Raw genomic sequence first — 21,209 nt, forward strand, 5'->3', positions numbered from 1 at the left:
GGGGTGCGGGGGCATTGCCCTGCCCCTCGGGCCGCACTAGTTTCACCGCCGACATCCCACGTCCTATGTCTTGGTAAGGGTGAGCCGTGTCCCTGAAGAGCTCTCTTCGTCCCCCTGCCCTCGCCGTCGTCGTCGCCGGGCTCGCCGCCGCGCTCGCGTCCCCCGGGACCGCGCACGCGGCGAGCGCCGCCGAACGGCCCGTCCGGGGCTGTGTCTCCTCCGTCCCCTTCACGGCCGGGGAGAACGGCTACGACACGTACCGCATCCCCGCCACCGTCACGACCAGGGCCGGCACCGTGCTCGCCTTCGCCGAGGGCAGACACAACGGCGCCGGGGACACCGGCAACATCGACGTCGTCCTCAGACGGTCCGGCGACGGCGGCTGTACGTGGGGACCGCTGAGCGTCGTCGCCGCCGGTGAGGGCGACACCCGCGGCAACCCCGCGCCCGTCGTCGATCCCCGTACCGGCAAGGTCGTCCTCCTCACGTCCTACAACAGCGGTGCTGTGACGGAGGCGCAGATAATGCGCGGCGAGGTCACGGCCGAGCAGAGCCGACGGGTCTTCGTGCAGACCAGCCGGGACGGCGGACGCCGGTTCAGCGAGCCACGGGAGATCACCGCCGCCGTGAAGCTGCCGGGCTGGCGGTGGTACGCCACCGGGCCCGGGCACGCGGTGGCGCTGACCCGGGGGCCGTACGCCGGGCGGCTCGTCGTGCCCGCCAACCACTCGGCCGCGCCGCCGGACGGCTCCGCCGACACCGGGCAGGAGGCCAAGTACTACGGGGCGCACGCCCTGTACAGCGACGACGGCGGGCAGTCGTGGCGGGTCGGGTTCGTCGACGACTCGTACGACGGGGTCGACAACGCGAACGAGAGCGCTGTCGCTCAACTGCCCGACGGGCGGCTGTACGTCAGCTCTCGTGACCAGAACGGGAGCAGTGCGGGGAATCGGCTCGACAGTTACTCCAGTGACGGGGGTGTCACGCTCGACCGGCCGTTCCGGGTGCAGCCGACGCTGTCCGATGTGCCTGTCGTGCAGGGGAGTGTGTTGCAGGTGGCCGGTCCTGCGGGGGCTCCGCTGCTGTTCTCGGGGCCGTCCGTGCCGACTGCTCGTTCGGCGATGGCCGTGTGGAGGAGTGGGGACGGTGGGGGGACCTTCACGAAGGCGCTGACGCTGTCTGAGCGGCGGGCTGCGTATTCGGACCTTGTCCAGGTGGGTGGGGGGAGGGTGGGGGTGCTGTACGAGACGGGTACGACGGGCCCGTACGAGGGGATCGCGTTCCGGCGGGTGAGCTTGGGTGAACTTGGGTGAGCTGTAGGGCTTTTCCTCGCCCCCGCCGCCCCTACCCGTTCCCGTCCACGCATGGGGGCTGCGCCCCCTCGCCCCCCGTATCGCGCTGCGCGCTCGTCCTCAAACGCCGGACGGGCTGAAAGTCTTTCAGCCCGTCCGGCGTTTGAGGACCGGGGGTTCGGGGGCAGCGCCCCCGAGACAGGGACGGGAACGGGTAGGGGCGGCGGGGGCGAGGAAAAGCCCTACAGCAAGCCCGCCCCCGCCAAGAACTTCCCCACCCCTTCGATCTCCTCCGCGGACAGCGGGACCTGCGGCTCCGCCATCGCCGCGCACGCGATGACCCCCCTCAACTGCAGCGCCGCCTTGAACGCCCCGAGCGCAGCCGAAGAACCCCCCATCCGCCCCCCGTCCCCCACCCGCACCATCCCGAACAACCCGCACAACCGCTCCTGCTCGGCCCGGGCGAGCGCCCATTCGCCCGCCCGGCAGAGCCGGTACAGCCGCACGTACCCCGCGGGGTCGACGTTCGCGAGCCCCGGCACGGCCCCGTCCGCCCCCATCGCCAGCGCGGAGTCGACGACCAGCTCCGACCCGGTCAGCACGCTGAAGCCGGTGATCGCGGAGTCCGCCCGGGCCCCCGTCACGACCGCCCGGAACCCGCCCTCGTCCCCGCTGGAGTCCTTGAGCCCGGCCAGCGTCCCCTCGGCGGCCAGCTCAAGGACGAGTTCGGCGCCGAGCTTGGAGTGGACGGCGACCGGCAGGTCGTACGCGACGACCGGCACCGGCGAGCGCGCGGCGACGAGACGGTAGTGGCGGGCGATCTCCGCCGGATGGGTGCGCGTGTAGAAGGGCGCTGTCACGACCACGGCGTCGGCGCCCGCGTCCGTGACGTACCGGACGTGGTCGAGGACGCGCGGGGTCGTCATGTCGATGGCGCCGGCGAGGACGGGCACCCCGCCCGCCACATGGCCGACCACGGTCTCGACGACCAGCCGGCGCTGCCGGTCCGTCAGGTACGCCGCCTCGGAGGACGTTCCCAGGACGAACAGGCCCTCCACCCCGCCCTCCAGCAGATGGTCGACCAGTCTGGTGAGTGAGGGGACGTCCACCTCGCGGTCCGGTGTCAGGGGCGTGCAGACGGGCGGTACGACACCGGTCAGCGGGGCGGGAAGGGTCATCGAGGCTCCTTCGGGAGATCGGCCGATGTGACCGCCTGCGCGACCAGCTCACGGGTCGACAGGCCGTCCTCCACAGGATGGTGGCAGCGGAAGCGGTGCCCCGGCGTCGACGCGGCCGAGAAGTCCGGCATGGACTCGGCGCACACCGCGTCCGCCTTCCAGCAGCGCGTACGGAAGGGGCAGCCGCTCGGCGGGCGGGTGGCCGACGGGACCGGGCCGACGAGCGGGATCGGGTCGATGGGGTCCAGCAGACCGGGTGTCGCCGAGAAGAGGGCACGGGTGTAGGGGTGCCGGGACCGGTCGGTCACCTCGTCGGCCGGGGACTCCTCGACGATCCGGCCGAGGTACATCGTGATGACGCGGTCGCTCATCCTGCGTACGGTCTGGATGTCGTGCGAGACGAAGACCAGGGCCAGGCCGAGCCGTTCCTTCAGGTCGAGGAGGAGGTTGAGGATCTGGGCGCGGACCGAGACGTCCAGCGCGCTCGTCGGCTCGTCGGCGACGACCAGGTCCGGGTCGAGGGCCAGTGCCCGTGCGATGGCGACGCGTTGGCGCTGGCCGCCGGAGAGCTGGCCGGGGAGGCCGTCCGCCAGCGCTCCGGGGAGCCCGACCAGGGACATCAACTCGCGTACGCGGTCGTCGCGTTGCGCGGCCGTGCCGCGCTTGTGGACGTCCAGCGGGTCGCGCAGGATCTGCCGTACCGTCAGCCGGCGGTTCAGGGCCGTCGACGGGTCCTGGAAGATCATGCCGGTGCCTGCGCCCACGGTCGTCCGGCGCAGCGCCGGGGCCATCGTCCACAGGTCGCCGCCCCGCAGGGACACCGTCCCGGAGGTCGGCCTCTGCACGCCCACCAGGACCTTGGCGAGCGTCGACTTGCCGCAGCCGGACTCGCCGACGACGCCCACCGTCTCGCCGGGCGCGATGGTGAGGTCGGCGCCGGTGAGGGCGTACACCCGGTCGCGGGAGAACAGGCCGCCGGTGCGCGCCTTGTGGACGACGTGCACGTCGTCCAGCTCCACGAGGGGGCCCGTTGCAGGGTTTGCCGGTCCGCTCATGTCACGGCCTCGCTTCCGTCGGCCCGGTCGGTGCCGGAGTGCTCGTCAGGGCGATCGCCGGGTGGTGGCAGGCGACCTCGTGCCGGCCCGGCGGACCCGCCAGACGCGGGGCCGTCGTGCGGCACACCTCGGTCGCCAGCGGGCAGCGGTCGGCGAACCGGCAGCCCGCCGGGAAGTCCGCCGGGGACGGCACGACCCCCTTGATCTGCGTCATCCGTTCGGCCGCCGACTCCAGCGACAGGACGCTGCCGAGGAGGCCGCGCGTGTAGTGGTGGGACGGCGACTCCACGAGGTCCGCCGTCACACCCGACTCGACGATCTGGCCGCCGTACATCACGACCACCCGGTCGGTGACGTCCGCGACGAGCGCCAGGTCGTGCGAGACGAGGACGAGCGCGAAGTCCAGTTCGGTCCGCAGGCGCAGCAGCAGCTCTATGATCTGCGCCTGCACGGTGACGTCGAGGGCGGTCGTAGGTTCGTCGGCGACGATCAGTTTGGGGTCGCGGGAGAGGGCCATCGCGATGAGTACGCGCTGGCGCTGGCCGCCGGACAGTTCGTGCGGGTAGCTGCGCAGGGTGCGGTCCGGGTCGAGGCCGACCAGTTCGAGGAGTTCGGTGCCCGTGCGGGTGCCGCCCCTTCTGGTGACCTGTTTGAGCTGGGCGCGGACCGTCATCGCCGGGTTCAGCGACGACAGGGCGTCCTGGTAGATCATCGCCATCTCGTGGCCGAGGAGCTTGCGCCGCACGCTCATCGGCTCGCCCACCAACTGCCGCTGGTTGAAGCGCACGTGGCCGCGGACCCGGGCGCCCTTCGGCTCCAGGCCCATCACGGTGAGCGCGGTCAGCGACTTGCCGCAGCCGGACTCGCCGACCAGCCCCAGGACTTCACCGGGCTGTACGTCGAAACTGATGCCGTCGACGATGTCCACACCGCCGTGGCGGGCGTCGAAACCGATGGCCAGGTTCTCGACGCTCAGCACCGGCTGCTGTCCCTGGGGCAGGGGGCGGGCCCGGCCGCGCAGCCGCCGGGCCGCCTCGGTCAGACCGGGCAGTTCCAGGACCTTCCCGCTGCCGGGTTCGGGTGCCTCAAGACGGTCCTCCGCCTCACGGGTGGGCACGTCGCGTGCCGCGGGCGCCGCCCACGCGTCCGAGACGCCCTCGGAGAGGATGTTCAGGGAGAGCACGGTGACCAGCATCAGCAGGCCGGGGAACACGGTCGCCCACCAGCCGCCGGTCAGCACCATGTTCTTGCCGTCCGCGATGACACTGCCCCAGGACGGGTCCGGGGGCCGCACGCCCGCGCCGATGAAGGACAGCGACGCCTCGAAGACGATCGCCTCGGCGACCTGCACGGTGCAGAAGACCAGCACCGGGGCGGCGCAGTTGACGGCCACGTGCCGCCACACGATGTGCGGGGTACGCGCCCCGATGACCCGCTCGGCGGTCACGTAGTCCTCGCCGTACTGGGCCATCACGTTGGCCCGGACGACCCGGGCCATCGGGGGCATGTACAGGAACGCGATCGCGCCGATGAGGATCGGGATGCCGCCGCCGAACACCGCGACGAAGACGGCCGCGAGCGCGATGCCGGGGAACGCCATGACGATGTCCAGGCCACGCATCAGCGTCTCGTCGAGGGCCTTGCGGGAGGTCGCCGCGACCGCCCCGATGACCGCGCCCACCACCAGCGCGAGCGCGGTCGCGCCGAGGCCGATGGCGAGGGACCAGCGGGCCCCGTACATGAGCCGGCTGAGGATGTCCCGGCCCAGGCTGTCCTGCCCCATCCAGTGCTCGCCCGAGGGGGCGCCCTCACCGTGGCCGTCGTCGACGAGCGGGAACTGTTCGAGCGGGTCGTGCGGGGCGATGAGCGGGGCCAGCAGGGCGGTGAGGACGACGATCCCGATGACGACGACGGCGATCCGGGAGATCAGGGGCAGCCGGGTGAACCCCTTGAGGCGGACACCGGGCAGGGACAGCGCGTCGGTGAGCCGCTTCCGGTACATCAGCATCATGCCTCGGCACTCCTCAGACGCGGGTTGACCAGCAGATAGAGGATGTCGATGACGAGGTTCACGACGACGAAGCCGAAGGCGATCGTCAGGACGCCGCCCTGCACGACGGCCGGATCACCGTTCTTCACGGCGTCGATCATGAGCTTTCCCATCCCCGGCAGGTTGAAGATCGTCTCGATGACGACCGCGCCGCCGAGCAGATAGCCGACGCGCAGACCGAGCACGGTCAGCGGGTTCATCAGGGCGTTGCGCAGGACGTTCCGCCCGACCACGACCACCGGCGGCAGCCCGCTGCCGATCGCGGTCCGTACGTAGTCCCGGTCCAGCTCCTCCACGACGGCCGTGCGGACGATCCGGGTGAGCTGGGCGGCGACCGGCAGGGACAGGGCGAGCGCGGGCAGTGTCATGGTCTTCAGCCAGCCGGTGAACGAGTCGGCCGGATTGACGTAGCCGCTGGTCGGGAACCAGCCCGCGTCCACGGCGAGGTACTGGATCATCAGCAGCGCCAGCCAGAAGCCGGGCGCCGCGACCCCGGTGAGCGAGACGACCCGGATCAGCTGGTCGGGGAAGCGGTCCCGGTAGATCGCGGCGGTGACCCCGCCGAGCAGCGCCAGCACCACCGCGATGCCCAGGCCCAGGAAGGTCAGCTGCATGGTGAGGGGCAGCGCGGTGGTGACCTGGTCGACGACCGGCGCCCGCGTCAGGGCGCTGACCCCCATGTCGCCCCGGAGCAGATCCCCGACGAAGTCGACGTACCGCACGAGGAACGGGTCCAGCAGTCCGTTGCGCTCCCTGAAGTCGTGCAGCTGCTGCTCGGTCGGGTTCGCGCCCTGGAAGTACGCGGACGCCGGATCACTGTCCGAGAACCGCATCACGATGAACACGAACATGACGATCCCGAGCATCAACGGAACAAGCAGAATGATCCGCCGGATCAAGATTCTGACGACCGCGACCACGGTTACCTGTGTCTCCTCGCTGATACTGGCGATACCGACTCAACTAGCCGAGCTGCATTTGCTTTTAGGGGCGCGGGGAACTGCGCGACCAGCCACAGCGGACCCGCACCCCCCCCCACAACCGTCAGACCCACTTCGCCTGGAGCACGTTTATCCCCGGGTACGGCTGAGGCCGAATTCCTGAAAGGTCCTTCGCATCCCACGCGGTCATCAACTCGTTGTGCACCACGGGATAGATGACCACATTCTCGGCAACGACATCGATGTAGTCCTGAGTCATCGCCTTCTTCTTCGCCGCGTCCGGCTCCCGGGTCGCCGCATCCATCTTCTTGAAGAGATCCTTCGCGACGGAACTCCCCTCCCACCGCGCATACCGCATCCACGTGTTCCCGGGCCCGTAGTTGTAATGCATGATCAGATCCGCGTCGAGCCCGAACTGATTCGGATTGGACGCGGCGGCGACGACCTGGAAGTCCTTCTTCTGGTCGAGCTTCGTGAAGAGCGCGGCCGTCTCCTGGGGTTCGAGCGTCGTCTCGACGCCGACGGCGTCCCAGGACGCCTTGATCGTCGGCAGGCAGTCCACGATCCAGCTGACGTTGACCGCCATCAGCGTGACCTTCAGCCCGCTGACCCCGGCGGCCTTCAGGAGAGCCTTCGCCTTGTCCGGGTCGTAGTCGTAGACGGGCTTCGCCCTGCGGTACGTCGGATTGCCCTCGTTGAGGAACGACGAGGCCGCTTTTCCGTGCCCGCGCAGCGCGGCCTGGATCATCTTCTCCTTGTCGATCGCGTAATGCAGGGCCTGCCGCACCCGTACGTCGTCGAACGGTTTGTGGGCGGTGTTGAAGAGGAGGAACAGATGGTTCATTCCCGCCCCGCCCTCGACCTTCAGGCCGCCCTTCTCCAGCTGGGAGATATTGGCGTACGGGATGTTGTCCGAGATCTGCGCTCCCGCGCTCGAACCGGAGATCTTCGCCACCCGTGGCGCGGCGTCCACTATCGTCAGCCAGTTCATCTTCTTGAACGCGGCCTTTCGCGGCCCGTTGTAGTCGGCGAACGCGGCGAAGGTGGTGTTGGACTTCGGGTGATGGGCGGTCTGCCGGTACGGGCCGGAACCGACCGCCTTTCCGGTCGTCGCCTCGTCCAGGGCGCCGGCTTTTCCGAACACGTGCTTCGGCATGATCTTCGCGAGCGTGAGCCGCTGGGCGCCGTCCGGGAACGGGAATTTGAGAATCAGCTCCACCGAGGTGTCGTCGACCTTCTTCACCTCCTTCAGCCAGGACGCGAAGAAGTTCTTGGCGAGGGTCGTCGTCTTCGGGTCCAGTACACGGTCGTAGGTGAAGATCACGTCGTCGGCGGTGACGGGCTGCCCGTCGTGCCACTTCGCGCCCTGGCGCAGCGTGAATTTCCAGGTGGTCGCCTGGAGGTCCGCCGGAACGGCGGTCGCCAGCGCCGCGTACGGCTCACGGCTGATCGGGTCGGTGTCGAGCAGCCCCTCGTAGATGTGGTGGTTGCCGGCCATCGCGAAGGCCGAGGCCGTCATCAGCGGGTCCCAGCTCTGGTCGTTGCCGTAGCCGATCACCGCGGTGAGCGTGCGGTCGGCGCCCTCGCCCTCGCCGCCCGTCTCGTTGGTGGACTCCGGGCCCGAGGAGCAGGCGGAGAGCGTAGAGGTGATCGTGGCGGCGGCGCCGAGCGCGCCGGTGTACTTCAGGAACGACCGGCGGTGCAGCGCCGGTGCGGGGGTCGCGTCGCGCACGGTTCCTCCAGCAAGGAGTGGGAGATACGACGTCCTACGTCATAGGTGCAGCGTGACGATAAGAGGGGGCGTGGGGGCGGTCAAGGGAACGCGCACGAATGCCGTCTCTGCCAGAGGTGCGACCAATGTCGGCCTGGCGCAAGCAGAGTTGACGGACGGTCAACCCTGGATTGACGTGGATCCTGTCCGGAGGTGGGACGTGGGATGTCCCTGCCGCGTACGATGCGGCGCATGTCCGAGCGGCGCGCATCCGACGACTCCAGGAACACCCTCCCCGCGGCGCGCTCCCCCCGCGAGCGGCGCGTGAGCAGCCAGATCCAGCGAGAGGTCACCCAGCTGATCCTCGACCGCAGACTCCGGGCCGGTGCGCCCCTGCCCACCGAGGCCGAGCTGATGGAGTCCCTCGGCGTCAGCCGCAACTCCGTGCGCGAGGCGCTGAAGGCGCTCCAGGCCCTCGACATCGTCGAGATCAGACACGGTTACGGCACCTATGTCGGCCAGGCCTCGCTGACCCCGTTCGTCGACGGCCTCACCTTCCGCACCCTGGCCCGGCAGGCCGACGACACCGACGACACGGGCGCGTTGGCCGAGATACTCCAGGTCAGGGAGGTCCTGGAGGAGGGGCTGATGCGACGGGTCGCGGGGGAGCTGTCGGACGGCGAGCTGGCACGCCTCGAAGCGGTGGTGGACCGGATGGAGGAGGCGGGCCTCGCGGGACGCCCGTTCCCCGAACTCGACCGCGAGTTCCACGAGTTGCTGTACGCACCCCTCGGAAACGCCCTGGTGCCGCAGCTGTTGGGCGCCTTCTGGACCGTCTTCCGGCGGGTCTCCGGCGTCCGGGGGTGGACCGACGACCCGGCGCCCGCGGTCACGGTCCGCCGCCACCGTGACATAGTCGTCGCCCTGCGGGCGCACGACGTGGAGGGGGCGCAGCAAGCGATGGCGGACCATTTCCGGGGGATCGAGGCGCGAGCCGCCCAGGAGTCACGGGGCGTCGGATGACGGCGAGTTGGGGCGAGGGAACGCCCGGAGTGCTCCGGCTGCCGTCCGGGCGGCCGGTACGGGGACGGGGGCTGCGCAACGCACTCGACCCGGCGGTCGTCCACCCGACGTACGGCGTCTACCTGCTCGGCAGGGAACCGTCCACGCTAGCCGAACTCCCGTGGGAGACACGGTGGTTGCGGTGGCCCGACTTCCGGCTGCCGACGGACCGGACCCAGGCGCGCACAGTGCTGACGGACCTCTGGGAGCGGGCGGCCGACCCTGCCCAGCGCGTCGAGGTCGCCTGCGGGGGCGGCCGTGGCCGGACCGGCACGGCCCTGGCCTGTCTCGCGATCCTCGACGGCGTGCCGCCCGAGGAGGCCGTGCAGTTCGTACGACGGAACTACGACCGCCACGCCGTGGAAACCCCGTGGCAGCGAAGGTACGTACGCACGTTCGGGTGAGTGTCGCCCGACCGGTCTCATCCCTTGGTCGGGGAGCCGTAGACCATCGGCCGACAGCGGGGGAGGCCTCCGCCCGGCAGGCTGACGGCATGGCTGAGAACACAGGGATGAGCAGGGCACGGTTCATGGCCGCGGCGGCAGCGGTGGGGGTGGGTGCGGCAGCGGGCCTTCCGTTGGCCTCCGCGGCGGAGGCTGCGGCGGAGGACGACACCCGCCGTGGACGCGCGGGCCGCGGGCTCACGCACCGCGGGGTCGTCTACACGGTCGGGGCCGGGGAGACCCCGGGGACGGCGTGGAGCGAGCGCCGGATGCGCGGTGACATCCGGGCCATCGCGCACGACCTGCACGCCGACACCGTCGAGGTCACCGGGGACGGCGTCGAGCGGCTCACCGCCACGGCGGACGAGGTCGCGGAGCGGGGCCTGCACGTCTGGCTCCAGCCGACGCTGGGCGACGTGCCGGAGAAGCAGATCCTCGACCACCTCGCGGAGGCGGGCCGGCACGGGGAGCGGCTGCGGCGGCAGGGGGCGCGGGTCACGCTCGCCGTGGGGTGCGAGTTCTGGCTGTTCGTACCGGGGATCGTGCCGGGGGCGGACGTCTTCGAGCGCATCGAGAACCTGCGGAAGGAGGACTTCGACCTGGCGGGGATGCAGCGGCGGCTGGCCGCGTTCACCGCGAAGGCGGCGGGGGTGGGGCGGTCGGTGTTCCACGGGAAGCTCAGTTACGCCGCCGCGCAGGACGCGTCGTTCGAGAACGTCGACTGGAACCTCTTCGACATCGTGGGCATCGACTACTACTCGTACTTTCCGCAACGGGAACGGTACGTGGCCGAATTGCGGAAGTTCCGGCGGTGGGGAAAACCGGTCGCCATCACCGAATTCGGCACCTGTACGTTCGTCGGCGCGCCGGAACAGGGCGGGATGGGCTGGGACGCCGTCGATTACGGCAAGGAACCTCCGGAGATCAAGGGCGACCTGGTGCGCAGTGAGCGTGTACAGGCCGCTTATCTGACCGATCTGCTCGACGTCTTCGAGTCGATGGGCCTGTACGCGGCGATGGCGTTCGAGTTCGTCACCGCGGACGCCCCGCATCGCCCGGACAATCCGCGTTACGACCTCGACATGGCGTCCTACGCCGTCGTCAAGCCTCTGAAGAACCGGCCCGACGACCCGGATTCCCCCTGGCACTGGGAACCGAAACAGGCGTTCCACGCGCTGGCACGGCAGTACGGGCGAAAGTCCGCCTGACGAATTCCGCGGCAATGATTTTGACGGCTTTATGGTCATCCCATTGCGGCGCACGCACCCGAATAGTCCGAAGCGCTTCGGTGAGCGTCACGCCGCCACGGCGTCGACGAACGCCGTCCAGGCGCGGGTCCCGACGAGCAGGACGGGCCCCGCGCCGATTTTGCTGTCCCGCACGGGGACGATGCCGGGGACTCCGTCGGCTACCTCGACGCAGTCTTCGCCGCCGCTGCCTCCGCTGTGGCTGCTCTTGCGCCAACGGGCAGCGCTCAGGTCGTACTCCCGCATTGCTTATGGTCCTCTGCCGCCGACTGGATCAAGGTCAGGGACGCCTCCGGTGACAGCGCGGCGGCCCTGATGAGATCGTAGGACGATTGGGTCCGCTTCACCACTGCCGGTTCGTCCAGCAGATTTCCTGAAAGAACCGCCTCTGTGTAGACAGTTGGCGGAGCATCCTCGAACTCCATGAGCTTCATCATCTTGCCCATCTCTCGGTGTGCTCCAGCCGAGAACGGCAGCACCTGCAGCAGTACCTTGCGTTCCTGCGTCAGCGTCACGATGTGGTCCAGCTGGTGGGCCATGACCTTCGGGCCGCCTACGGCGACGCGCAGGACCGTCTCGTGGAGGACCGCCCAATACACGGGCCTAGTAGCGTCCTTGAGGAGTCGCGTCCGGTCCATGCGCCCCTTGAGCAGTTCCTCGATGTAGCTGTCCGGGGCCAGCGGGTTGCCTGCCAGGAAGACCGCCTGTGCGTACTCCCGCGTCTGTAGGAGCCCGGGGACCACGGTGGGGGCGTACTCGCTGATCGCAGTCGCCAGCCGTTCCAGCTCCACCACGTGTGCGAAGTACTCGGTATAGGGCTGGTCCTTGATCAGTTTTTGCCACAGGCGCTCGAAAAAGCCGGCGGTTTGTAGGACCTCGTCGATACGCGCCGCCACATCCAACTGCGGCTTACGAATTGCCTGTTCGAATTGCCCGATGTAGCCGCCCGACACAAAAACGCGATAACCCAACTCCGCCTGTGTCAGGCCCGCCTCCTCCCGGTGTCTCTTCAGCTCTGTTCCGAAGAACTCCCAAGCCGCCTGCCGTGAACCATTGGCCATGGAAAACCCCCTGTACTGCATCGGCGTTGCTGAGAGTAGAGGTCTTCCAAAGAGTAAGTGGTGGGCGCCATCGTGGAGAGGGAAAGAGTAGAACCCGAAAGGGAAGGGGAACACCCGTGAGGTCTGCCCGCCAGGCAACCGACGCACAGCACGCGACGGCCTGCGTCGAACAAGCGGAGGAAACGGTGAAGGAATTGCGCGAAGCACTCGCAACCGCAGGAATTAAGCTGCCGACACTCCGGATCGACCCGGTGACTTTGGCGCGGGAGGCGCCATGCCCCCTCGTGGAACTCGGCCGGTGTTCCGTCGAGACGGCGGCCCGGCTCGCGGCGGTGCTCCGGTGAAGCCGATCGTGGGGATGTACGTCGTCGACACCAGCAGCGGCCGGGTGGGCAGGGTGATGGGCCACGAGGGCCCGTACCTGCAACTGCGGCCCTACGGTGGCGGCCGGGAGTGGGACTGCGCACCGGACACCGTCCGGGGAGCCACCGTGGCGGAACGGCTCAGCGCCGCCACCGCGTACGCCAACGCACGCAGCCGGGGCGAGGTCCCTTGAAAGGACCCCGGCCGCACCCGCCGCCCGCGTACGGGAGAATGGGGCCATGAGCCTGTTCCGCGACGACGGCATCGTGCTGCGCACCCAGAAGCTGGGTGAGGCGGACCGGATCATCACCTTGCTCACGCGCGGTCACGGACGCGTACGGGCCGTGGCCCGCGGGGTGCGCCGGACGAAGTCGAAGTTCGGGGCCCGGCTCGAACCCTTCTCCCACGTCGACGTGCAGTTCTTCGCGCGCGGGAGCGAGCTGATCGGCCGCGGGCTGCCGCTGTGCACGCAGAGCGAGACGATCGCTCCGTACGGCGGCGGGATCGTCACCGACTACGCCCGGTACACCGCCGGGACGGCCATGCTGGAGACGGCCGAGCGGTTCACGGACCACGAGGGCGAGCCCGCCGTCCAGCAGTACCTGCTGCTCGTCGGCGGGCTGCGCACCCTCGCGCAGGGCGAGCACGAGCCGCACCTCATCCTCGACGCCTTCTTGCTGCGGTCCCTCGCCGTGAACGGGTACGCGCCCAGCTTCAGCGACTGCGCCAAATGCGGCATGCCCGGACCGAATCGCTTCTTCTCGGTCGCCGCGGGAGGTTCCGTCTGCGTCGACTGCCGGGTGCCCGGCAGCGTCGTACCCTCGGCGGGGGCCCTCGAACTGCTCGGCGCGCTGCTGACCGGTGACTGGGCACACGCCGACGCGTGCGAACCGCGGTACGTGAAGGAAGGCAGCGGCCTCGTGTCGGCCTACCTGCACTGGCACCTGGAGCGCGGCCTGCGCTCCCTGCGGTACGTCGAGAAGAGCACCTGAGCGGCACACGACCGGCTGTACTTGCTGTACGAGATCTGAGGAGACGAGAAGCAGATGGTGGTACGCGGGATCCTGGGGCGCCAGCGCCGCGAGTACAAGACGCCGGAGCCGCACCCGTCCGGTGCCCGCGCGCCCAAGCTCCCCGGCGAGCTGATCCCGAACCACGTGGCGTGCGTGATGGACGGGAACGGGCGCTGGGCCAAGGAGCGCGGGCTGCCGCGTACCGAGGGGCACCGGGTGGGGGAGGGCGTCGTCATGGACGTCCTCAAGGGATGCCTTGAGCTGGGCGTCAAGAACCTGTCCCTGTACGCCTTCTCCACGGAGAACTGGAAGCGGTCGCCCGAGGAGGTCCGCTTCCTGATGAACTTCAACAAGGACGTCATCCGGCGCCGGCGCGACGAGATGAACGACCTCGGCATCCGGATCCGGTGGGTCGGGCGGATGCCGAAGCTGTGGAAGTCCGTCGTGCAGGAGCTGCAGGTCGCGCAGGAGCAAACGCAGGGTAACGACGCGATGACCTTGTATTTCTGCGTGAATTACGGGGGGCGGGCGGAGCTGGCCGACGCGGCGAAGGCGATGGCGTTGGATGTCGCCGCGGGGAAGCTCGACCCGGAGAAGGTCAGCGAGAAGACGATCCAGAAGTATCTGTACTACCCGGACATGCCGGATGTGGACCTGTTCCTTCGCCCCAGTGGGGAGCAGCGGACGTCCAACTACCTGATCTGGCAGTCCAGTTACGCGGAGATGGTCTTCCAGGACGTGCTGTGGCCGGACTTCGATCGGCGGGATCTGTGGCGGGCGTGCGTGGAGTACGCGTCGCGGGACCGGCGGTTCGGCGGGGCGGTCCCGAACGAGGACCTGCTCACCATGGAAGCGGACATGAGGGGCCGCCCGGACCCCAACTGACGCCCCCTGAGGAAGAGCTTCGGCTGCGGGCCGGTGGGGGTCACCCGCGCAGTTCCCCGCGCCCCTAGGTACCTAGGGGCGCGGGGAACTGCGCAATCTTTGGCGTCGACCCCCACCGGGCCGAGGTTCATACTCCCTGGCCGCGCGCAGCGCAGTCCGCGCAGGTGCCGAAGATTTCCACCGTGTGGGCGACGTTCACGTAGCCGTGTTCCGAGGCGATCGCCTCCGCCCACTTCTCCACAGCCGGCCCCTCCACCTCCACCGCCTTGCCGCACACCCGGCACACCAGATGATGGTGATGGTCCCCGCTCGCACAGCGGCGGTACACCGACTCCCCGTCGGACGTACGCAGCACGTCGACCTCACCCGCGTCCGCGAGCGACTGAAGCGTGCGGTACACCGTGGTCAGCCCGACGGAGTCGCCCTTGTGCTTGAGCATGTCGTGCAGATCCTGCGCACTACGGAACTCGTCCACCTCGTCGAGCGCCGCCGCCACGGCGGCACGCTGCCGGGTGGAACGGCCCCGTACGGGCGGTCCAGCGGTCGTCACCGTTGCCTCCAAACGTCTGCGGCTTGCCGGGCCATTGTGCCAGCCCGAGCTGGGCGCGGTCAGACGCCGACCTTGCCGGTCGGTGTGCGGGAGCCGGGAATGGCACACTCCGCCGGGTCCCCGCCCTCGCGTGCCGCGGCCTGCGCGGCGGCCCGCGCCCGCCGCCTGGCCAGCGGCGTCGCCGCCACCGTGAGCAGCATGAACGCCCCGATGGTCAGCAGCACGATCGTCGCGCCGGGCGGCACGTCCTGGTAGTACGACGTCACCGTGCCGCCGATCGTCACGCTGACGCCGATCGCCACCGAGATCGCGAAGGTGGCGGCGAAACTCCGGCTCAGCTGCTGCGCGGCGGCCACCGGGACCACCATCAGCGCGGAGACCAGGAGCAGGCCGACGACCCGCATGGCGACCGTGACGGTGACGGCGGCCGTGATCGCCGTGAGGAGGTTCAGGGCGCGGACGGGCAGCCCCGTCACCCGCGCGAACTCCTCGTCCTGGCTCACCGCGAACAGCTGCCGGCGCAGACCGATCGTGACGAGGACGACGAAGGCGGCCAGCAGGCAGATCGCCGTCACGTCCGACTCCGACACCGTGGAGAGCGAGCCGAAGAGGTACGAGGTCAGGTTGGCGTTGGAGCCGCCGGGAGCGAGGTTGATGAACATCACGCCGCCCGCCATGCCCCCGTAGAAGAGCATCGCCAGCGCGATGTCGCCGCGCGTCTTGCCGTACCAGCGGATCAGTTCCATCAGGACCGCGCCGACCACGGAGACGGCCGTCGCCATCCATACCGGGGACCAGGAGAGCAGGAAGCCGAGGCCGACGCCGGTCATCGCGACATGGCCGATGCCGTCGCCCAGCAGGGCCTGGCGGCGCTGGACGAGGTAGATGCCGACCGCGGGCGCGGTGATGCCGACGAGGACGGCCGCGAGCAGGGCCCGCTGCATGAAGGCGTAATCGAGGATTTCGAGGTTCATGGCGGTCAGCTCAGCAGTCCTGTGCGGAGGGGTTCGGCGTCGTGGGCCGCGTGGGGGTGGACGTGGTCGTGGCCGGGCAGCGCGTGCTGGCCGAGCGCCCGCGGGGGCGGGCCGTCGTGCAGCACGCAGCCGTCGCGCAGCACGACCGCGCGGTCGATCAGCGGCTCCAGCGGGCCCAGCTCGTGCAGCACGAGGAGGACGGACGTGCCCGCCGCGACCTGCTCCCGCAGGGTCGCCGCGAGGACCTCCTGGCTCGCCAGGTCCACGCCCGCCATCGGCTCGTCCATGATCAGCAGTTCCGGTACGGAGGCCAGCGCGCGGGCGATCAGGACGCGCTGGTGCTGGCCGCCGGAGAGGGCGTCCACGGAGTCCTTGGCGCGGTCGGCGAGGCCCACCAGCTCCAGGGCGTGCCGGACGGCCTCGCGGTCCGCCTTGCGCAGCACGCCGAAGCGGGCGCGGGACAGCCGCCCGGAGGACACCACCTCGGTCACCGTGGCGGGCACGCCGCCGGCGGCCGTCGTGCGCTGCGGTACGTATCCCACGCGCGCCCAGTCGCGGAAGCGGCGCCGGGGCGTGCCGAACAGCTCGATCTCGCCGCCCGTGACCGGGACCTGCCCGATGATCGTGCGGATGGCGGTCGACTTGCCGGAGCCGTTGGCGCCGAGCAGCGCGACGACCTCACCGCGGTTCACGGTGAGGTCGATGCCGCGCAGGACGGGGCGTGAGCCGAGTTCGGCCGTCACACCGCGCAGGGAGATCACAGGCGGGTGCGGTGTGCCGGTCGAGGTGTCGGTCGGTGTGTCGGACCCGTTCGTCATGCCGACGTCCTCCGGAGGCTGCTCGTGCTGCTCATGTCGCTGTCATTTCACGGTCACTTCGCTCCCAGGGCCGTCTGCAGCGCCTTGAGGTTGGCGTCCATGACCTGGATGTAGTCGTCGCCCCTGGACTTCTCGGTGATGCCCTCGATCGGGTCGAGCACATCCGTCCTGAGGTCCGCGTCCGCGGCGATGGTCTTGGCGGTCTTGTCGCTGACGAGCGTCTCGTAGAAGACGGTGGAGACGCCGTCGGCCTTGGCCATCTTCTCAAGGTCCTTGACGCGGTTGGCGCTGGGCTCGCTCTCCGGGTCCAGGCCGTTGATGGCCTCCTCGGTGAGGCCGTAGCGCTCGGCGAGATAGCCGAAGGCCGCGTGGGTGGTGATGAAGACCTTGGTCTCCGTGTTCTTGAGGCCGTCCTCGAAGCGGGTGTCGAGCCCGTCCAGCTTCTTCACCAGGGCCGCGGTGTTCTTCTTGTACGTGGCCGCGTTGTCCGGGTCGGCCTTCTCGAAGGCCTTGCCCACACCCTCGGCGACCTCGGCGTACTTCACGGGGTCGAGCCAGATGTGCGGGTCGAGGCCGGAGCCTTCCTCGTGGCCGTGCTCGTCCTCGTCCTCGTCGTGCTCGGCCGCGTGGCCGCCGACCTCGTTGCCGTGCTTCTCCAGGCTGGTGAGGGTGGCCGCGTCGACCTTCGCCTTCACCTCGGACTGGCCTATCGCCTCGTCGACGGAGGGCTGGAGGCCCTTCAGGTAGAGAGCCACGTCGGACTCCTGGAGCTGCGCGGTCTGCTTGGCGCTGATCTCCAGGTCGTGCGGTTCCTGACCGGGCTCGGTCAGGGTGTTCACGCTGACGTGGCTCCCGCCTATCTCCTCGGCGAGGAACTGCAGCGGGTAGAACGACGCCACGACGTCGAGCTTGCCGCCCCCGCCGTCCGCCGCGCTGGAGTCGGACGAGCAGGCGGAGAGGGAGCCGAGGGCGAGGGCGGTGGCCGTCGCGATCACACCGGCGGATATGTGGCGTCGTCGTACGTTCATGACAGTCATTTTCAGCTGGTGTGGAAACGATTGTCAATAAGCGGCCCTGTGATCTGGACTTCATCCCGGTATGCGAGGGGTGTGCCGGTGGGCGGAGGGCCGGTGTCCGGCCCGTACCCCAACCGATTTGATCCGAGGGGCGGGGCCGCCGGTAATCTGAGGCATTCGCTCTGAAGCAATAGCTCTGTAGCAGTAGCCGTGAAGCAATAGCTGTGAAGCAACCCGCTTCAACGCCCGTCGTCGTAATGAAGAGAGCACCGTGGCCGCCGACAAGATCGACACCATCGTCAGCCTGAGCAAGCGCCGTGGCTTCGTCTATCCGTGCAGTGAGATCTACGGCGGCCAGCGGGCCGCCTGGGACTACGGGCCGCTGGGTGTCGAGCTCAAGGAGAACATCAAGCGTCAGTGGTGGCGCTACATGGTGACGTCGCGCGAGGACGTCGTCGGTATCGACTCGTCCGTGATCCTGGCGACCGAGGTCTGGGTGGCTTCCGGTCACGTCGCCACGTTCTCCGACCCGCTCACCGAGTGCACCTCGTGTCACAAGCGGTACCGCGCCGACCACCTTGAGGAGGCGTACGAGGCCAAGCACGGCCGCCTCCCCGAGAACGGGCTCGCCGACCTCAACTGCCCCAACTGCGGCAACAAGGGCACGTTCACCGAGCCCAAGCAGTTCTCCGGCCTGCTCTCCACGCACCTCGGCCCCACGCAGGACAGCGGCTCCGTCGCCTACCTGCGCCCCGAGACCGCGCAGGGCATCTTCACCAACTTCGCCCAGGTCCAGCAGACTTCGCGCCGCAAGCCGCCGTTCGGCATTGCGCAGATGGGCAAGTCCTTCCGCAACGAGATCACGCCCGGCAACTTCATCTTCCGGACCCGCGAGTTCGAGCAGATGGAGATGGAGTTCTTCGTCAAGCCGGGCGAGGACGAGAAGTGGCAGGAGTTCTGGATGCAGGAGCGCTGGAACTGGTACACCGGCCTCGGCCTCCGCGAGGAGAACATGCGCTGGTACGACCACCCGGCCGAGAAGCTCTCGCACTACTCCAAGCGCACCGCCGACATCGAGTACCGCTTCCAGTTCGGCGGCAACGAGTGGGGTGAGCTGGAGGGCGTCGCCAACCGCACGGACTACGACCTCTCCGCGCACTCCAAGGCCTCCGGCCAGGACCTGTCCTACTTCGACCAGGAGGCCGGCGAGCGCTGGACCCCGTACGTCATCGAGCCCGCCGCCGGTGTCGGCCGCGCGATGCTGGCGTTCCTCCTCGACGCGTACGTCGAGGACGAGGCGCCCAACGCCAAGGGCAAGATGGAGAAGCGGACCGTCCTGCGGCTCGACCCGCGGCTCGCGCCGGTGAAGGTGGCCGTGCTGCCGCTGTCGCGCAACCCGGAGCTGTCCCCGAAGGCGAAGGGTCTCGCGACCGCGCTGCGGCAGAACTGGAACATCGACTTCGACGACGCCGGGGCGATCGGCCGTCGTTACCGTCGCCAGGACGAGATCGGTACGCCGTTCTGTGTGACCGTGGACTTCGACACGCTCGACGACAACGCGGTGACCGTGCGTGAGCGGGACACGATGAAGCAGGAGCGGGTTTCTCTCGATCAGATCGAGGGGTATCTGGCCAGCCGGCTTGTCGGCTGCTAGTCGCTCCGCGGGGGGTGGGCCGTTTCGGCCCGTTGTCGGCTGACGGTTCGTCGTGGCTGGTCGCGCAGTTCCCCGCGCCCCTAAAAGCGAAAGACTGCGCCGTTCCCCGCGCCCCTAGGCAGTAGGTCTCGGCCCCCTCTTGTGTGTGAGAGGGGGCCGAGGCTTTTTTGTGTGCTCTCCCTGTGGCAGCTGACAGATATTGAAATCTGTCAGCTGTCATGTCAAGGTTGAGGGGTTGCTTCGTCGTCGATGTGTCGGGAGATTCTGATGCTCAGTCGCACCCTTGGAACCGCCGGTCCGCAGGTCTCCGCTCTCGGGCTCGGGTGCATGGGGATGTCCGCGCTGTACGGGGACGCCGACCGGGGAGAGGCCGTCGCCACCATCCATGCCGCGCTCGAAGCGGGGGTCACCCTGCTCGACACCGGTGACTTCTACGGCATGGGCCACAACGAGATGCTGATCGGCGAGGCGCTGCGCAGCGCCCCCGCCGCGCGGCGCGAACAGGCCCTCGTCAGCGTGAAGTTCGGCGCCCTGCGCGACCCGGAGGGCCGCTGGTCCGGCTACGACGGGAGGCCCGAAGCGGTCCACAACTTCGTGGCGTACTCGCTGCAGCGGCTCGGCGTCGACCACATCGACGTCTACCGCATCGCGCGCGTCGACCCGGAGGTCCCCATCGAGGAGACCGTCGGCGCGATCGCCGAACTCGTCGAGAAGGGGTACGTACGGCACATCGGCCTGAGCGAGGCCGGGGCCGACACCGTGCGCCGGGCCGCCGCCACCGCCCCGATCTCCGACCTGCAGATCGAGTACTCGCTCCTCTCCCGCGGCATCGAGGCCGAGATCCTGCCGACCACCCGTGAACTGGGCATCGGCATCACCGCGTACGGCGTGCTGTCCCGCGGTCTGATCTCCGGGCACTTCACCCCCGACCGGCAGCTCGCGGCCAACGACTTCCGCGCCCACAGCCCCCGCTTCCAGGGCGACAACCTCCGCCACAACCTGGACCTCGTCGAGGCGCTGCGGAAGATCGCCGAGCAGAAGGGCGCGTCCGTCGCGCAGATCGCCATCGCCTGGGCGCTGTCGCGCGGCGAGGACATCGTGCCGCTGGTGGGCGCCCGGACCCGCGAGCGGCTGACGGAGGCGCTCGGCGCGCTCGACGTCACCCTCGACGCCGCCGACCTCACCGCGATCGAGGAGGCCGTCCCGGCCGGCTCGGCGGCGGGCGAGCGCTACCCGGCCGCGCAGATGGCACACCTCGACAGCGAGCGCTGACGACGCCGCCGGTACGGTCATCACCATGGCGACCACCGAGATCCTGACCGCCGAGCGCATCCTTGAGGTGACCGAGGAGGTGCTGCGCCGCCACGGCCCCGCGAAGGCCACCGTGGTGGACGTGGCCCGCGCGCTCGGCGTCAGCCACGGCAGCGTCTACCGGCACTTCCGTACGAAGGCGGCGCTGCGGGAGGCGGTCACGAAGCGCTGGCTGGACCGTACGTCGGCCGTCCTCGAAGGGATCGTGGCGCAGGACCGCGACCCGGAGGCCCGGCTGCGCGACTGGCTCGCGGCCCTGTTCACCGCCAAACGCCGCAAGGCGGGCGACGACCCCGAGCTGTTCGCCACCTACATGGTGCTGACCGGGGAGAGCGGCGAGGCGGTCGGTGAGCACATCGACGCTCTCACCGGCCAGCTCACGACGATCGTCCGGTCAGGCGTCGACGCCGGCACCTTCGCCGCCGCCGACCCCGCCGTCACCGCCCGCGCCCTCTTCCAGGCCACGGACCGCTACCACGACCCGTGCCACGCCCGCGAGTGGGAACAGCCCGGGATCGAGGGCGAGTTCGCGGCCGTCGTGGACCTGGTGGTGCGGGGTCTGAGGGCCTGAGGGTCTGAGAGCCG

General features: G+C 69.5%; 22 protein-coding genes. 11 read left to right on the forward strand and 11 right to left on the reverse strand.

What is annotated here, in order from left to right; translation table 11 throughout:
• Nucleotides 1–92: 92 nt before the first annotated feature.
• The gene (locus tag J8N05_RS13120) at nucleotides 93–1,313 is read left to right on the forward strand and encodes a sialidase family protein (RefSeq protein WP_407699970.1); all 1,221 of its coding nucleotides are present in this window, start codon (nucleotides 93–95) and stop codon (nucleotides 1,311–1,313) included.
• 221 nt (nucleotides 1,314–1,534) lie between these two features.
• Here J8N05_RS13120 and J8N05_RS13125 read toward each other — a convergent pair whose 3' ends face one another.
• From J8N05_RS13125 to J8N05_RS13145, 5 genes are all read right to left on the reverse strand, one after another.
• A complete protein-coding gene (locus tag J8N05_RS13125; RefSeq protein ID WP_210882761.1) occupies nucleotides 1,535–2,470 on the reverse strand; it encodes a dihydrodipicolinate synthase family protein in 936 nt (311 codons plus the stop codon).
• Nucleotides 2,467–3,525, reverse strand: coding sequence for an oligopeptide/dipeptide ABC transporter ATP-binding protein (locus tag J8N05_RS13130; protein ID WP_210882763.1), 1,059 nt, complete (start codon nucleotides 3,523–3,525; stop codon nucleotides 2,467–2,469). The genes J8N05_RS13125 and J8N05_RS13130 overlap by 4 nt, the downstream gene beginning before the upstream one ends.
• Nucleotide 3,526: 1 nt before the next feature.
• Nucleotides 3,527–5,533, reverse strand: a complete 2,007-nt coding sequence (locus J8N05_RS13135) for a dipeptide/oligopeptide/nickel ABC transporter permease/ATP-binding protein (RefSeq protein WP_210890159.1) — start codon at nucleotides 5,531–5,533, stop codon at nucleotides 3,527–3,529.
• Nucleotides 5,533–6,495, reverse strand: coding sequence for an ABC transporter permease (locus J8N05_RS13140; protein ID WP_210882765.1), 963 nt, complete (start codon nucleotides 6,493–6,495; stop codon nucleotides 5,533–5,535). Before J8N05_RS13140 ends, J8N05_RS13135 begins: the two co-directional genes overlap by 1 nt.
• Nucleotides 6,496–6,619: 124 nt before the next feature.
• Complete coding sequence (locus J8N05_RS13145; RefSeq protein WP_210882767.1) at nucleotides 6,620–8,248, reverse strand: ABC transporter substrate-binding protein; 1,629 nt, start codon at nucleotides 8,246–8,248, stop codon at nucleotides 6,620–6,622.
• Nucleotides 8,249–8,479: 231 nt separating this feature from the next.
• Here J8N05_RS13145 and J8N05_RS13150 point away from each other — a divergent pair, with 231 nt between their 5' ends.
• The 3 genes from J8N05_RS13150 to J8N05_RS13160 all read left to right on the forward strand — a co-directional run bounded on the left by J8N05_RS13150 (nucleotide 8,480) and on the right by J8N05_RS13160 (nucleotide 10,940).
• Nucleotides 8,480–9,250, forward strand: coding sequence for a FadR/GntR family transcriptional regulator (locus J8N05_RS13150; RefSeq protein ID WP_247706257.1), 771 nt, complete (start codon nucleotides 8,480–8,482; stop codon nucleotides 9,248–9,250).
• Nucleotides 9,247–9,693, forward strand: a complete 447-nt coding sequence (locus J8N05_RS13155) for a protein-tyrosine phosphatase family protein (RefSeq protein WP_210882770.1) — start codon at nucleotides 9,247–9,249, stop codon at nucleotides 9,691–9,693. Before J8N05_RS13150 ends, J8N05_RS13155 begins: the two co-directional genes overlap by 4 nt.
• An 89-nt stretch (nucleotides 9,694–9,782) precedes the next feature.
• Entirely contained in the window at nucleotides 9,783–10,940 is a 1,158-nt protein-coding gene (locus J8N05_RS13160; RefSeq protein ID WP_210882771.1) for an abortive phage infection protein, read from the forward strand.
• 87 nt (nucleotides 10,941–11,027) lie between these two features.
• Here J8N05_RS13160 and J8N05_RS13165 read toward each other — a convergent pair whose 3' ends face one another.
• Together J8N05_RS13165 and J8N05_RS13170 are read right to left on the reverse strand one after the other, a co-directional pair.
• Nucleotides 11,028–11,225, reverse strand: a complete 198-nt coding sequence (locus tag J8N05_RS13165; RefSeq protein ID WP_210882772.1) for a DUF397 domain-containing protein — start codon at nucleotides 11,223–11,225, stop codon at nucleotides 11,028–11,030.
• A complete protein-coding gene (locus J8N05_RS13170; RefSeq protein WP_210882773.1) occupies nucleotides 11,207–12,040 on the reverse strand; it encodes a helix-turn-helix domain-containing protein in 834 nt (277 codons plus the stop codon). The genes J8N05_RS13165 and J8N05_RS13170 overlap by 19 nt, the downstream gene beginning before the upstream one ends.
• A 116-nt stretch (nucleotides 12,041–12,156) precedes the next feature.
• Here J8N05_RS13170 and J8N05_RS47295 point away from each other — a divergent pair, with 116 nt between their 5' ends.
• Genes J8N05_RS47295 through J8N05_RS13185 form a run of 4 tightly spaced genes read left to right on the forward strand, consistent with a single transcriptional unit; the run spans nucleotide 12,157 to nucleotide 14,301 of the window.
• Nucleotides 12,157–12,384, forward strand: coding sequence for a hypothetical protein (locus tag J8N05_RS47295; protein ID WP_247706258.1), 228 nt, complete (start codon nucleotides 12,157–12,159; stop codon nucleotides 12,382–12,384).
• A 14-nt stretch (nucleotides 12,385–12,398) separates the two neighbouring features.
• Complete coding sequence (locus tag J8N05_RS13175) at nucleotides 12,399–12,596, forward strand: hypothetical protein (protein ID WP_210890160.1); 198 nt, start codon at nucleotides 12,399–12,401, stop codon at nucleotides 12,594–12,596.
• 46 nt (nucleotides 12,597–12,642) lie between these two features.
• The gene (recO, locus tag J8N05_RS13180; RefSeq protein WP_210882774.1) at nucleotides 12,643–13,395 is read left to right on the forward strand and encodes a DNA repair protein RecO; all 753 of its coding nucleotides are present in this window, start codon (nucleotides 12,643–12,645) and stop codon (nucleotides 13,393–13,395) included.
• Nucleotides 13,396–13,449: 54 nt separating this feature from the next.
• Nucleotides 13,450–14,301: an isoprenyl transferase gene (locus J8N05_RS13185; protein WP_210882775.1), complete on the forward strand. Its 852-nt coding sequence runs from the start codon at nucleotides 13,450–13,452 to the stop codon at nucleotides 14,299–14,301.
• A gap of 127 nt (nucleotides 14,302–14,428) precedes the next feature.
• Here J8N05_RS13185 and J8N05_RS13190 read toward each other — a convergent pair whose 3' ends face one another.
• The 4 genes from J8N05_RS13190 to J8N05_RS13205 are packed head-to-tail and all read right to left on the reverse strand — an operon-like array spanning nucleotide 14,429 to nucleotide 17,671.
• Nucleotides 14,429–14,851: a Fur family transcriptional regulator gene (locus J8N05_RS13190; protein WP_107016355.1), complete on the reverse strand. Its 423-nt coding sequence runs from the start codon at nucleotides 14,849–14,851 to the stop codon at nucleotides 14,429–14,431.
• Between the two features lie 59 nt (nucleotides 14,852–14,910).
• Entirely contained in the window at nucleotides 14,911–15,825 is a 915-nt protein-coding gene (locus tag J8N05_RS13195; RefSeq protein ID WP_210882777.1) for a metal ABC transporter permease, read from the reverse strand.
• A 5-nt stretch (nucleotides 15,826–15,830) separates the two neighbouring features.
• Entirely contained in the window at nucleotides 15,831–16,643 is an 813-nt protein-coding gene (locus J8N05_RS13200; RefSeq protein WP_210882778.1) for a metal ABC transporter ATP-binding protein, read from the reverse strand.
• A 53-nt stretch (nucleotides 16,644–16,696) separates the two neighbouring features.
• Nucleotides 16,697–17,671: a metal ABC transporter substrate-binding protein gene (locus J8N05_RS13205; protein WP_210882779.1), complete on the reverse strand. Its 975-nt coding sequence runs from the start codon at nucleotides 17,669–17,671 to the stop codon at nucleotides 16,697–16,699.
• A gap of 259 nt (nucleotides 17,672–17,930) precedes the next feature.
• Here J8N05_RS13205 and J8N05_RS13210 point away from each other — a divergent pair, with 259 nt between their 5' ends.
• The 3 genes from J8N05_RS13210 to J8N05_RS13220 all read left to right on the forward strand — a co-directional run bounded on the left by J8N05_RS13210 (nucleotide 17,931) and on the right by J8N05_RS13220 (nucleotide 21,195).
• A complete protein-coding gene (locus J8N05_RS13210) occupies nucleotides 17,931–19,313 on the forward strand; it encodes a glycine--tRNA ligase (RefSeq protein ID WP_210882780.1) in 1,383 nt (460 codons plus the stop codon).
• Nucleotides 19,314–19,580: 267 nt separating this feature from the next.
• Complete coding sequence (locus J8N05_RS13215) at nucleotides 19,581–20,585, forward strand: aldo/keto reductase (RefSeq protein ID WP_210882781.1); 1,005 nt, start codon at nucleotides 19,581–19,583, stop codon at nucleotides 20,583–20,585.
• A 25-nt stretch (nucleotides 20,586–20,610) separates the two neighbouring features.
• Nucleotides 20,611–21,195 carry a TetR family transcriptional regulator gene (locus J8N05_RS13220; RefSeq protein ID WP_210882782.1) on the forward strand — a complete coding sequence of 195 codons (585 nt, stop codon included), beginning with the start codon at nucleotides 20,611–20,613 and terminating at the stop codon, nucleotides 21,193–21,195.
• The last annotated feature ends 14 nt before the right edge of the window (nucleotides 21,196–21,209 follow it).

This window comes from Streptomyces liliiviolaceus (genome assembly GCF_018070025.1).
Lineage (GTDB): Bacteria > Actinomycetota > Actinomycetes > Streptomycetales > Streptomycetaceae > Streptomyces > Streptomyces liliiviolaceus.